Annotated in this window: 10 protein-coding genes; 6 read left to right on the forward strand and 4 right to left on the reverse strand. The window is 69.3% G+C overall.

Annotation, left to right across the window (positions count from 1 at the left end; translation table 11 throughout):
- Positions 1 to 6 precede the first annotated feature (6 nt).
- The 3 genes from ACE3OU_RS00555 to icmF form a co-directional block, all read right to left on the reverse strand.
- Positions 7 to 552, reverse strand: coding sequence for a hypothetical protein (locus ACE3OU_RS00555; RefSeq protein WP_374239580.1), 546 nt, complete (start codon positions 550 to 552; stop codon positions 7 to 9).
- A 246-nt stretch (positions 553 to 798) separates the two neighbouring features.
- On the reverse strand, positions 799 to 1,338 hold the full coding sequence (locus ACE3OU_RS00560) for a M15 family metallopeptidase (RefSeq protein ID WP_374239581.1): 540 nt from the start codon (positions 1,336 to 1,338) through the stop codon (positions 799 to 801).
- Positions 1,339 to 1,474: 136 nt separating this feature from the next.
- Complete coding sequence (gene icmF / locus ACE3OU_RS00565) at positions 1,475 to 4,741, reverse strand: fused isobutyryl-CoA mutase/GTPase IcmF (protein WP_374239582.1); 3,267 nt, start codon at positions 4,739 to 4,741, stop codon at positions 1,475 to 1,477.
- A gap of 403 nt (positions 4,742 to 5,144) precedes the next feature.
- Here icmF and ACE3OU_RS00570 point away from each other — a divergent pair, with 403 nt between their 5' ends.
- The 4 genes from ACE3OU_RS00570 (at position 5,145) to ACE3OU_RS00585 (ending at position 9,492) form a co-directional block, all read left to right on the forward strand.
- Positions 5,145 to 6,170 (forward strand): AraC family transcriptional regulator, encoded by a 1,026-nt coding sequence (locus ACE3OU_RS00570; RefSeq protein ID WP_374239825.1) that lies wholly within the window; start codon positions 5,145 to 5,147, stop codon positions 6,168 to 6,170.
- A gap of 37 nt (positions 6,171 to 6,207) precedes the next feature.
- Positions 6,208 to 8,220, forward strand: a complete 2,013-nt coding sequence (locus tag ACE3OU_RS00575; protein ID WP_374239826.1) for a PAS-domain containing protein — start codon at positions 6,208 to 6,210, stop codon at positions 8,218 to 8,220.
- Entirely contained in the window at positions 8,217 to 8,939 is a 723-nt protein-coding gene (locus ACE3OU_RS00580) for a response regulator transcription factor (RefSeq protein WP_374239583.1), read from the forward strand. The genes ACE3OU_RS00575 and ACE3OU_RS00580 overlap by 4 nt, the downstream gene beginning before the upstream one ends.
- Positions 8,940 to 9,018: 79 nt before the next feature.
- Entirely contained in the window at positions 9,019 to 9,492 is a 474-nt protein-coding gene (locus tag ACE3OU_RS00585) for a VOC family protein (RefSeq protein ID WP_374239584.1), read from the forward strand.
- A gap of 180 nt (positions 9,493 to 9,672) precedes the next feature.
- Here the strand turns inward: ACE3OU_RS00585 and ACE3OU_RS00590 are convergent, their stop codons facing one another.
- Positions 9,673 to 10,527 (reverse strand): neutral zinc metallopeptidase, encoded by an 855-nt coding sequence (locus ACE3OU_RS00590; RefSeq protein ID WP_374239585.1) that lies wholly within the window; start codon positions 10,525 to 10,527, stop codon positions 9,673 to 9,675.
- Between the two features lie 377 nt (positions 10,528 to 10,904).
- On the opposite strand from ACE3OU_RS00590, the gene ACE3OU_RS00595 reads away from it, so the two are divergent.
- The gene (locus ACE3OU_RS00595) at positions 10,905 to 12,446 is read left to right on the forward strand and encodes a DEAD/DEAH box helicase (protein WP_374239586.1); all 1,542 of its coding nucleotides are present in this window, start codon (positions 10,905 to 10,907) and stop codon (positions 12,444 to 12,446) included.
- Positions 12,447 to 12,654: 208 nt separating this feature from the next.
- Entirely contained in the window at positions 12,655 to 13,080 is a 426-nt protein-coding gene (gene fliW, locus ACE3OU_RS00600) for a flagellar assembly protein FliW (RefSeq protein ID WP_374239587.1), read from the forward strand.
- The last annotated feature ends 15 nt before the right edge of the window (positions 13,081 to 13,095 follow it).

Raw genomic sequence — 13,095 nt, forward strand, 5'->3', positions numbered from 1 at the left:
CGGCGCTCACACCGGGTCGGAGAGCTCCCCAGGCGAGCTGGCCAGCACGCGCACCCGCTTGCGCTGGCCGTCGGGCAGCCGGATATCGGCCATCATCTGCAGGCGGTTGGTGCCGAGATCCCGCCAGGTGGGCACCATCGCCATACCGATGTACTCATTGAAGGCCTCGATCTCCCGGGAGGCGACCACGGCCGGCTTCTCGCCGACCCGCTGGCGGACCCACTGCACGACGACCCGGGCCAGCAGCTCGTCAGGGCCGCCCTTGACGACGATCACCCGATAGACGCCACGCTCATGCTTCTCGGACCAGCTGCCGACCAGGGTGACCGAGACCACATCGGCCGGCAGCACGTCGAGCTTCAAGTCGGGCAGCGCGGGCTTGGCGGCGGCCTCGGTGCCCGGCGCATCAGCGGCCTTCGCAGGCGCCTCGGCCAGCGCCGGGCCGAACGGCAGGGCCAGCGCCAGCGCCAGCGTGGCGGCACAGAAGGCGCGCCCGCAGGGGGCACGGCGTGCCGGCTGGGCCGGCGGCAGGGGGTTGTGGCTGTTCATCATTCCTTCACTCGAAACGCCCCCGGCATCGGTTGCGCACGCGCCAGGGCCGGGCCGAGGGATTCACTGCGGGGCGTGCTAAGAAGCTGCATTATGACGGCAGTGGCACCGATCAAGGCCCGTCAATCGCGCCGCACGGCGTCAATTTACTCACGTTTGCCCGTGGCAGCGGGCCAGGCCGGCACCTCGCCCACGGCCGCACGGGTGCGGCGGGTCGGAAATCATGGATCCACCGCGGAGGCCCCGGCCTCATGCGCTGAAGCGCTTCTGCATCTCCGCGCTCACCGCCGCGAGCGTCATGACGCCCAGCGGACTGGGGTCGGAACGCAGCTGGACGTGGGGCCAATCCGGAAAGCGCTTCCACCAACCACCCGGGTCGAGGCCCAGCTTCTTCGCCTCCTCGGCCATCACCCGGTAGCCGTTGAGGCCGTTCAGCAGGCGCTTGGTGGACCACTCGGCGGCCCCCTTCACCACCCAGAAACAATCCACCGCCTCACCCCACTGGTGCCAGGACAGGCCCGGTATGGCGTTGGTCACCGGGTCTCCGTGCTGCGGCCCGACCTTGACGAGGCAGTCGGCCAGATAATCGGCCCCGGCGGCCCGTAGCTGGGCCACCTTAACGTCGATCTCTTCCCGGGAGCGGGACTGGCGCCACAGCCTGGCCTGCTCCAGCGGCGTGCGCAGACCCATGTAGGGCCGCATCTCGACGCCCCGGGCGCGGCAGTTGGCAAGGAGTTGTTCGAGTCGGGGCCTGAAGGCCGGGACGAGCAGGGTGAGGTCGGCAGCCATGGTGATCTCTCCTCGGTTTTATCCAGACAGGATCGGCGTTTTCAGGATAGACCACGGGCAGGGCCGGCGCCCCAATGCAGAACGGCGCCCTGCGGCGCCGTTCCGGGTGATGCAACAACCCCGCCGGGGCTGGCGCTTACATGCTGCGCCGGTACTGACCGCCCACGTCATAGAGGGCGCCGGTGATCTGGCCGAGGGAGCAGTACTTCACCGCATCGACGAGCACCGCAAACACGTTGCCGTTCTCGATGACGGTCTGCTTGAGCTTGGCGAGCCACTTGGGCGCTTCGTCCTTGTTTCGCTCGTGGAAGTCGGCGAGGCGCTGGAGCTGGCTCTGTTTTTCGTCCTCGGAGGAGCGGGCGAGCTCGATCTCCTGCTGGGCCATGCCCTTCGGGTTGAGGAAGGTGTTGACGCCGATGATCGGGTAGGAGCCGTCGTGCTTCTTGTGCTCGTAGTAGAGCGACTCCTCCTGGATCTTGCCGCGCTGGAAGCCGGTCTCCATGGCGCCGAGCACGCCGCCGCGGGAACTGATCGCCTCGAACTCCTTGAGCACCGCCTCTTCGACCAGATCGGTGAGCTCGTCGATGATGAAGGCGCCCTGGTTCGGGTTCTCGTTCTTCGCGAGGCCCCATTCGCGGTTGATGATGAGCTGGATCGCCATCGCACGGCGCACGGACTCTTCGGTCGGCGTGGTGATCGCCTCGTCGTAGGCGTTGGTGTGCAGCGAGTTGCAGTTGTCGTAGATCGCGATCAGCGCCTGCAGCGTGGTGCGGATGTCGTTGAAGTCCATCTCCTGGGCGTGCAGCGAACGGCCGGACGTCTGGACGTGGTACTTCAGCTTCTGGCTGCGCTCGTTGGCGCCGTACTTGTTCTTCATCGCCACGGCCCAGATGCGGCGGGCGACGCGGCCGATCACGGAGTATTCCGGGTCCATGCCGTTGCTGAAGAAGAAGGACAGGTTGGGCGCGAAGTCGTCGATGTGCATGCCGCGGGCCAGGTAGCTCTCGACGTAGGTGAAGCCGTTGGAGAGCGTGAAGGCGAGCTGGCTGATCGGGTTCGCGCCGGCCTCGGCGATGTGGTAGCCCGAGATCGACACCGAGTAGAAGTTCTGCACCTTGTTGTGCACGAAGAACTCCTGGATGTCGCCCATCATCTTGAGGGCGAACTCGGTGCTGAAGATGCAGGTGTTCTGGCCCTGGTCTTCCTTGAGGATGTCGGCCTGCACGGTGCCGCGCACGGTGGCGAGCACCCACTCGCGGATCTTCTCGGCTTCGTCCTCGGTGGGCTCGCGGCCGTTGTCGGCCTTGAACTTGGCGAGCTGCTGCGCGAGGGCGGTGTTGAAGAACATCGCCAGGATGATGGGCGCCGGGCCGTTGATGGTCATCGACACCGAGGTGGTCGGATTGACCAGGTCGAAGCCGTCGTACAGCACCTTCATGTCGTCGAGGGTGGCGATGGACACGCCGGAGTTGCCGATCTTGCCGTAGATGTCCGGACGCGGATCCGGGTCGCAGCCGTAGAGCGTGACCGAGTCGAAGGCGGTGGAGAGGCGATGCGCCGGCATGCCCTCGGAAACCTTCTTGAAGCGGCGGTTGGTGCGGAAGGCGTCGCCTTCGCCGGCGAACATCCGGGTCGGGTCCTCGCCCTCGCGCTTGAAGGCGAACACGCCGGCGGTGTAGGGGAAGGAGCCGGGGACGTTCTCCTTCATCAGGAAGCGCAGGATCTCGCCTTCGTCCTCGTAGGTGGGCAGCGACACCTTGCGGATCTTGCTGCCGGAGAGGGATTCGGAGGTGAGCTTGGTGCGGATTTCCTTGTCGCGGATCTTCACCACGTATTCGTCGGCGGCGTAGAGCTCGACGGTGGTGGGCCACATGTCGAGGAGCTTCTTCGAGCTGCCGGTGAGCTCGCCGTCCTTCCAGGTAATGAGCTCGTCGAAGCTCGCGGCGTCCTTGCTGCAGCCCTCGAAGAGCCTCTTGGAGATGCGCAGGGCCTGGCGCTCGCGGGCGATGCGGGCCTGGTCGGCGGTGTGCTTGTGGTAGCCGCGGACGGTCTCGGCGATCTCGGCCAGGTAGCGGGTGCGCTCGGCCGGCACGATGGCGCGGCCGCGGCTGGAGGCCTTGACGCTCACCAGCGGCAGCTGGGGCTTGCCGAGCTTGAGGCCCTTGGCGGCCAGCGCCGGGGCGATGGCCTGGAACAGGGCGGTGACGCCGTCGTCGTTGAAACGGGCGGCCATGGTGCCGAACACCGGCATCTCGTCGGTGTTCTGGTTGAACAGCTCGCGGTTGCGCTGGTACTGCTTGCGCACGTCGCGCAGCGCGTCCTCGGCGCCCTTGCGGTCGAACTTGTTGATGGCGACGAAGTCGGCGAAGTCGAGCATGTCGATCTTCTCGAGCTGGCTGGCGGCGCCGAACTCGGGGGTCATCACGTACAGCGAGACATCGACGAAGGGCACGATGGCCGCGTCGCCCTGGCCGATGCCGGAGGTCTCGACGATGATCATGTCGAAGCCGGCCAGGCGGGTGGCGGCGATGACTTCGGGCAACGCGACGGAGACTTCCTTGCCGGTGTCGCGGGTGGCCAGCGAGCGCATGAAGATGTTCGGGTGCTCGATGGCATTCATGCGGATGCGGTCGCCGAGCAGCGCGCCGCCGGTGCGCTTGCGGGACGGGTCGATGGAGATGATCGCCAGGCGCAGCTTGTCGCCTTGGTCGAGGCGGAAGCGGCGCACCAGCTCGTCGGTGAGGCTGGACTTGCCGGCGCCGCCGGTGCCGGTGATGCCGAGGGCCGGCACCGTGACGCCCTTGGCGGCCTCGATCAGCGCGGCCTTCACGTCGTCGCCGTAGGCGCCGTTCTCGAGGCCGGTGATGATCTGGGCGAGGGCGCGGCGATCGCCCGACTTCAGCGCGGCGAGCACGGCGTCGGCGCCCTTGGGGCCGGTGGCGGAGAGGTCGGTGTCGCAGCGCTCGACGAGGTCGTTGATCATGCCCTGCAGGCCCATCGTCGCGCCGTCTTCGGGCGAGTAGATGCGGGTCACGCCGTAGTCGTGGAGCTCCTTGATCTCGGTCGGCACGATCACGCCGCCGCCGCCGCCGAAGACCTTGATGTTCTCGCCGCCGTTCTCGCGCAGCAGGTCGATCATGTACTTGAAGAATTCCACGTGGCCGCCCTGGTAGGACGTGATCGCGATGCCCTGCACGTCTTCCTGCAGCGCGGCATTGACGATCTCGCCCACCGAGCGGTTGTGGCCGAGGTGGATGACCTCGGAGCCGGTGGATTGGAGGATCCGCCGCATGATGTTGATCGACGCATCGTGGCCGTCGAAAAGCGCCGCGGCGGTGACGAAGCGCACCTTGTTCTTGGGCTTGTAGGCGACGAGTTTCTTGGCAACGCTCAGGTCGGTCATGGTGTCTCCCCCACATCATGTTGATTGAATCCATGAATGGTAGAAGGCCGGCGCGGCCTTTTCCACTGCCCTTGTCGACGAAGATCGTGCAAATTCCGCCAAGCGTGCAATCGACGCCGCGGCCGCGTCCGGACGCTGCACCGCAACATCCCGGCGAAGCCCCGCCGCAGCTGCCCACGCCCGGCCCCGACAGCGCAGGCAGAAGGCACTGCAGCATGCCGCGCCCCCGCCCGGACGCCCCCCGGGCCGCCACGCGCGGGCCCGGGCACATCTACCCAGGCAGCGCCGGCTCGTGCAGAATCCGCCACATGACCCGACGTGGCGGCGGGCTCCGGCACGCCCGCCTTTCCTTTCCCGAGCGGAGCCGCCCTTGTTCAGCCCTCGCCCCCGCGCCACCGTTTCGATGGGTTTCGTGACCGGCATGGTGGCGGCCCTGCCCGCCCACGCCCACGACCCGGCGCCGCTGCTGGCCAGCCTCGACATCGACCCGGGCGACCCCGCCAGCCGGGTGCCCCTCGACCGCTACGCACTGCTCTACAACCGGGTGATCGCCGAGCTCGGCGACGAGGGCTTCGGGCTGTTCTCGGTGCGCATGCCGCCGGGCTGCTTCGAGTTCCTGTGCCGCGGCATGCTCAGCGCGCCGACCCTCGCCGAGAGCCTCGACCGGGCGCGGCGCTTCCTGGCCATCGTGCTGCCCGACCTGGCGGTGGGCATCCACCGGGCCGGCCACCACGCGGAGCTGCAGATCGCCGAGACCCGCCCCCTCGCCCCCACGCCCGACGCGCCGGGCCGGGTGTTCGCCTTCGAGTGGCTGCTGCGCCTGCTCCACAGCCTGTCGTGCTGGCTGGTGGGGCGCGGGCTGGCGCTGGACTCGGTGGATTTCCCCTTCCCGCGGCCGGCCCACGCCGATGATTACGCGCTGGTGTACACCGAGCGCTCCGCCTTCATCGGCGGCGGGGTGCTCACCGCCCGCTTCAACGCAACGCTGCTCGACCTGCCGATCCGCCGCGACGAGGCCGCCCTCGCCAGCTTCCTCGACGGCGCGCCGGGCCGCATCAGCATGCTCTACCGGCGCGACCGCGCCACCGTCACCCGGGTCCGCGACCTGATCCGCGACGCGCTGCCGGCCAGCCTGTCCCAGGACGAGGTCGCCAGCCAGCTCCACATGTCGCCGCGCACCCTGCACCGCCGGCTGGGCGAGGAGGGCTCCAGCTTCCGCATCATCAAGGAGGCCCTGCGCCGCGACCTGGCCCTGTCGCGCCTCACCAAGACCGGCCACTCCATCGCCCGGGTCGCCGCCGACCTGGGCTACGCCGACACCTCCGCCTTCTACCGGGCCTTCACCGGCTGGACGGGCATGTCGCCGGAACGCTACCGGCGCCAGCTCGCCGGCGGGCCACCGCCCGACAGCCCCGGACCCGCGTCATGAACCCGCCCCCCCCTCGCGCGCCAGCTCCCCGGAGGAGCTGCGCCGCTACGACCTGCTGCTGGCCGGCTTCGATCTCCTCGACCAGGCCATCGCGGTGTTCGACGCCATGCCCAAGCTGGTCACCTGGAACAAGGCCATGCTGCGCCTGCTGGATTTTCCCGAGTCGCTGGTGCGGGTCGGCACGCCCTTCGAGGAGTTCGTGCGCTTCAACGTGCAGCGGGGTGAGTACAGCGGCGGGGCCCTCAACCCGGCCGAGGTGGAGCGCCTGGTCACCGAGCGGATGGCCGCGGTGCGCGCCTTCCAACCCCACCAGGCCGAGCGCACCCGGCCCAACGGCCAGGTGCTGTCGATCCGCGGCGTGCCCATCCCCAACCTGGGCTTCGTCACCCTGTGGACCGACATCACCGAGCAGCGCCGCTACGAGCGCCTCATCGAGCGCCAGAACGCCGAGCTGGAGAACCGCGTGCGCGCCCGCACCGCCGAACTCGAAGCCGCCAAGACCCGCCTCGACAACCTGGCCGGCCAGCTCACCCGCAGCGAGGAGCGCATGCGCCGCATCCTCGACACCATCCCGGCGATGATCGCCTACGTGGACGCCGGCGAACGCTACCGTTTCGCCAACCGGGGCTACGCCAACTGGTTCGGCCTCGACCAGCAGAGCATCGTCGGCAAGAGCATCCTCGAGGTGGTCGGGCCCGACGCCTACGCCCAGGTCAGGCCGCAGCTCGAGCAGGCCTACACCGGCGAGCAGGTGAGCTACGAATATTCCCGCATCAACGCCGCCGGCCAGCAGGTGCACGCCCGCAGCGCGGTGGTGCCGGAAGCCTCCGAAGCCGGCGGCGTGCAGGGCTTCTTCGTGCTGTCCATCGACATCACCGAGCAGAAGGCCGGCCAGGCGGTGCTGATCCAGGCCCAGAAGATGGAAGCCGTCGGCCAGCTCACCGGCGGCCTCGCCCACGACTTCAACAACCTGCTCACCATCATCACCGGCAACCTGGCCGCGCTGCGGGACAAGCTCCCGGCCCACCAGGGCTTCGAGGACTACCTCGACCCGGCCCTGTCGGCGGCCCGCCGCGGCACCGAGCTGATCCGCCGCCTGCTCACCTTCTCGCGCCAGCAGCCCCTCGCCCCGAGCCCCGTCGAGGTGGGCGCCCTGGTGCATGACATGACCCCGCTGCTGGCGCGCTCCCTCACCGAGCGCATCACCATGCGGCTCGACCTGCCCACCGAGAAGCTCTACGCCCTGGTGGACCCCCACCAGCTCGAGAACGCCCTCCTCAACCTGGCCATCAACGCCCGCGACGCGATGCCCGACGGCGGCAGCCTCGGCATCAGCGTGGCCCGCCGCCACGTCTCGCCAAGCCTGGCGCTGCTGGTCGAGGTGCCCGCCGGCGACTACGTGCAGTTCGACGTCTCCGACAGTGGCAGCGGCATCGCCCCGGAGATCCTGTCGCGGGTCTTCGAGCCCTTCTTCACCACCAAGAGCTTCGGCACCGGCAGCGGCCTCGGGCTGTCGATGGTGTATGGCTTCATCCGCCAGTCGGGGGGCAACATCCGCATCCTCAGCACCCCGGGCAAGGGCACCAACGTGCGCTTCATCCTGCCGATGACCGACGCCCGCCCGGCCCCGCCGGCCCCGGTCGCCCCGGCCCCGCCGCCCGCCGCCAACGGCAGCCGGCTGGTGCTGCTGGTGGAGGACGAACCCGAGGTGCGCAAGGTGATCCGGCTGCAGCTCACCGAGCTCGGCTACCCGGTGGTCGAGGCCGCCAACGGCCTCGAGGCCCGCTCCATGCTGGAGGCCGTCGAGGACATCGCGATCCTCGTCTCCGACACCGTGATGCCCGGCCTCGGCGGCCGCGAGCTGGCCGCCTTCGCCCGCCAGCTGCGGCCGGCGCTGCCCATCCTGCTGATCACCGGCTACGCCACCGGCCCCACCCCCGCCGGCACCCCCGACGTGCCGACCCTGCGCAAACCCTTCGACGGCGCGGCCCTCGCCGCCGCCCTCGCCACCCTCACCTACCCTGCCGATCCGGAGAGCCCGCCGCCATGAGCCCCGACAAGGACAGCCCCCTGGTCTTCATCGTCGAAGACGAACCCGACATCGCCCGCCTGATCGCCGCCAGCCTCGCCGAGTACGGCTTCCGCAGCGAGACCTTCGGCACCGGCCGGGCCCTGCTGGCCCGCGCCCGCAAGGTGCAGCCCGAGCTGGCAATCCTCGACCTCGGCCTGCCCGACATGGACGGCCTGCAGGTGCTGCGCGAGCTGCAGGAGCAGCACCCCTGCGCGGCCCTGATCCTCACCGGGCGCGACGGCCTCACCGACCGGGTGCTGGGCCTCGAGCTCGGCGCCGACGACTATCTGGTCAAGCCCTTCGAGCCCCGCGAGCTGGTCGCCCGGGTGCGCTCAATCCTGCGCCGCTACCAGAAGGCCGCCACCAGCGAGCCCGCCCCCCACGGCGGCGCCCGCTTCTGCGGCTGGCATTTCGACCTCGACCGGCTCACCCTCAGCGCCGACGACGGGCGCGAGGTCAGCCTCTCCGCCGCCGAGGCGGCCCTGCTGCAGAGCCTGCTCAAGCGCCCCAACAAGATCCTCAGCCGCGAACAGCTGATCGGCGAGCGGGAGCTCGACCCCTTCGACCGCAGCATCGACGTGCGCATCTCCCGCCTGCGCCGCAAGCTCGAGGACGACCCGCAGGACCCGAAGATCATCAAGACGGTGTACGGCGCCGGCTACCTGCTGTGCGCCACGGTGGAGTGGGTCAAGGGATGAGCGGAGGTGGGCCGAGACTTTGCCCGCGCTCCGCGCCCCCCTGTAAAATCCGGGCTCTTACAAAGAGGGAGCAATAAACATGACCAGACCATTCAAGATCCTCGGCGTCCAGCAGATCGCCATCGGCGGCCCGTCCAAGGACCGCCTGCGCACCCTGTGGGTCGACATGTTCGGCCTCGAGGTCACCGGCAACTTCAAGTCCGAGCGCGAGAACGTGGACGAGGACATCACCGCGATGGGCAAGGGCCCGTTCAAGGTCGAGGTGGACCTGATGCAGCCCCTCGACCCCGAGAAGAAGCCCGCCGTGCACACCACCCCGCTCAACCACGTCGGCCTGTGGGTGGACGACCTGCCCAAGTGCGTCGAGTGGCTGACCGCCCAGGGCGTGCGCTTCGCGCCGGGCGGCATCCGCAAGGGCGCCGCCGGCTACGACATCACCTTCCTGCACCCGAAGGGCAACGAGGAGTTCCCGATCGGCGGCGAAGGCGTGCTGATCGAGCTGGTCCAGGCCCCGTCCGAAGTAGTCGAGGCCTTCGCCAAGCTGGCCGGCTAAGCAAGCATCGCCCCCCGGCGCGCCGGGGGGTTTTCATTTTGTGCGGCAGTCGGCGGTCGCGAGCCTGGCCCCGCAGATCCATCACCAGGCACTGAAGGAGCGCCCGCGGCGCTCGCCCCGTGCCGCGGGAATGTCTGCTGGCCGGCTCAGAGCCCCTCGCCCCCCCGCCGGCGCGAGCGATCACAGCCCGCCGCGGCCCTGGAAGGTGTTGCAGGCGGCCAGCTGGCCCGACTCCATGCCGCGCCGGAACCAGCGCACCCGCTGCTCCGACGAACCATGCGTGAAGCTGTCGGGCACCACGTAGCCCTGGGCCTGCTTCTGCAGCGCGTCGTCGCCGATCGCCGAGGCGGCGCGCAGGGCCTCCTCCACGTCGCCGGCCTCGAGGATGCCGCGGGCCGCGTCGGCGTTCTTCGCCCACACGCCGGCCAGGCAGTCGGCCTGCAGCTCCAGGCGCACCGACAGCTCGTTGGCCTGCCGCTCGCCGGCCCGCTGGCGCGCCGCCTGCACCTTTTCGGAGATCCCCAGCAGGTTCTGCACGTGGTGGCCCACCTCGTGGGCGATCACGTAGGCCTGGGCGAAGTCGCCCGGCGCGTTGAAGCGGCTCTTCAGCTCCTGGTAGAAGCCGAGGTCGATATACACCTTCTGGTCGGCCGGGCAGTAGAACGGCCCCATCGCCGCCTGGCCCACGCCGCAGGCCGTGCGGGTCGCGCCGGAGAACAGCACCAGCGTCGGGTCGACGTATTGCTGGCCGTTGGCGCGGAAGATCTGCCGCCAGGTGTCCTCGGTCTCGGCCAGCACGTGGCGGACGAACCTGCTCTCAGCGTCGTCGGCCGGCGCCGCCGGGCGGCCCTGCTCGACCCGCGACGGCGCCACCGCGGTCTGGTTGAGCACCACGCCCGGATCGACCCCGAAATACATCGCCACCAGGGCCAGCACGATGGTGCCGATGCCGATGCTGCGCCCACCCACCGGCAGGCCACCGCCTCCGCGGCGATCCTCGACGTTGCTGCTTTCCCGACTGTTGTCGAAACGCATTGCAGATCCTTTCAGTGATGAACCGGCGCGGAGTGTGAGCGAAAAGCCGGACCACGGGTTTACCGCCGCCGCCGGGACACAGCCCGACACAAACCACCCGTCATCCCCCTCGGCGGCAATGATTTTTGCGCTGCAACATTCTGCTTGTGCAGCCGGCACATTATCGCTATAGTCCGCGGTCCGGTGCAAAGCGGTTCGCACCGAGTCAGATCGTCCCTAGCCTTCTTATCTCCCGTATTCGACGTGAGGTTGTCCTGATCGGTTAGTGCCGATATGCCAGTCAGGCAGCCATATTGTCGCGCGCATTTTCGCGCCGCGGCGCGTTGCCGTCTTTTCTTCGCGGGCACCGCATCCGCAATACCAGATAAGGAAGCGAAATGGATTTCGCAAACCTCGGTCTTTCCGAGCACATCGTCAAGGCCGTCAACGACGCCGGCTACACCACCCCGACCCCCGTTCAGCTGGCCGCCATCCCCGCCGCCCTCGCCGGCAAGGATCTCGTCGTGTCGAGCCAGACCGGCTCCGGCAAGACCGCCGCCTTCATGCTGCCCTCGCTGCAGCGCCTGACCGTCGAGCCCACCATCAAGGCCCGTGGCCCGCGCGTGCTGGTGCTCACCCCGACCCGCGAGCTGGCCGTCCAGGTCACCGACGCCTGCAAGGGCTACGGCAAGAACCTGCGCCACGCCAAGGCCGTCAGCGTGGTCGGCGGCATGCCCTACCCGGTGCAGAACAAGCTGCTGTCCAGCCCCTACGAGATCCTGGTGGCGACCCCCGGCCGCCTGATGGACCAGATGAACAGCGGCCGCATCGACTTCGCCCGCCTCGAGATCCTGATCCTCGACGAAGCCGACCGCATGCTCGACATGGGCTTCGTGGACGACATCGAGGCCATCGTCGCCAAGCTGCCGGCCAACCGCCAGACCCTGTTCTTCTCGGCCACCCTCGACGGCCAGGTCGCCCGCATGATGCAGCGCCTGCTGAAGGACCCGGAGCGCATCGAGATCGCCTCCGCCCAGACCCGCCACGAGAACATCGAGCAGCGCCTGCTGGTGGCCGACGACATCGGCCACAAGAACCGCCTCCTCGACGGCCTGCTGCGCGACGTGGGTGTCGAACAGGCCATCGTGTTCACCGCCACCAAGCGTGACGCCGACGCCCTCACCCTCAACCTCGAGAGCCAGGGCCACTCGGTGGCCGCCCTCCACGGCGACATGAACCAGCGCATGCGCACCCGCACCCTCGACCAGCTGCGTCGCGGCCACGTGCGCGTGCTGATCGCCACCGACGTCGCCGCCCGCGGCATCGACGTGCGCAGCATCAGCCACGTGATCAACTACGACCTGCCCAAGGTTGCCGCCGACTACGTGCACCGCATCGGCCGCACCGGCCGCGGCGGCTCCAGCGGCATCGCCATCAGCCTGGCCGAGCGCCGCGACGTGCGCCTGCTGCGCGCCATCGAGCGCTACACCCGCCAGCCCCTGGCCGTGCACACCCTGCCCGGCCTCGAGCCGCGCAGCAGCATGCCCGCCGACGAGCGCCGCCCCGGCGGCCCGCGTCGCGACGGCCGCAGCTTCGGCAACGGCGGCGGCCGCTTCGGCGACAAGCGCCCGTCCGGCGGCTACGGTGGCAACGGCGGCAGCCGCTTCGACCGCGAGCCGCGCCGCAGCTTCGGCGACGGCGAGGCCCCCCGCACCGAAGGCCGCCCGGCCAGCCCGTGGGCCGGCCGCAGCGAGGCGCGTGGCGACAGCCGCTTCGAAGGCCGCCGCGAGTTCGGCGACCGCCCGCGCCATCCGGAACACCGCACCGAGTTCCCCCACGTGGCCAAGCGCAGCTCCACCCACCACACGGCGGGCAACGGCCGCAGCGAAGGCACCGGCGGCAAGCCCCGCGCCGGCCGCACCTTCAACCGCGACCGCTGATCGGTCCAGCCAGGACACACTCCCAAAAGGCGCCTCCGGGCGCCTTTTTTCATGGGCGCCCACCGGCGCGACGCGGGCAAATAGCCGGGAAAAGACCCTTCAGTTTCCCGGGGCAGTGACGTTCTCTCCCGCCTATCATGAAAGCTGCACGGAACACGGGCGGGAATCACCTCGCCACTTTCAGCAGAATCCACCAAGGGAGAACACCATGAAGATCAGCAGCCCCGTCGTCGGCGAAGTCGAAGTCTCGCCCGAGCGCGTCATCACCTTCCCGGCCGGCCTGCCCGGTTTCGAAGCCTGCCGCCAGTTCGCCCTGCTGCACCCCGAAGGCAGCGAAGCACCCAAGCTGTTCATGCTGCAGAGCCTCGACGAGCCCGAAGTGGCCTTCACGGTCACCACGCCCGACATCTTCGGCCTCAACTACGAATTCACCCTCAACGACAGCGAGGTCGACGACCTGCAGCTGACCGACCCCGCCGACGCGACCCTGCTGGTGATCGTGCGGCGCGACGCCGACAACCCGGTGCACGCCAACGTGATGGCCCCGCTGGTCATCAACACCGCCACCCGCCGCGGCCTGCAGAAGATCATCGGCAAGGTGGACACCAGCGTCACGCTGAAGGCGATCGGCTGACCCCCACGGCAGGCG

This window comes from Zoogloea sp., from assembly GCF_041908905.1.
Lineage (GTDB): Bacteria > Pseudomonadota > Gammaproteobacteria > Burkholderiales > Rhodocyclaceae > Zoogloea.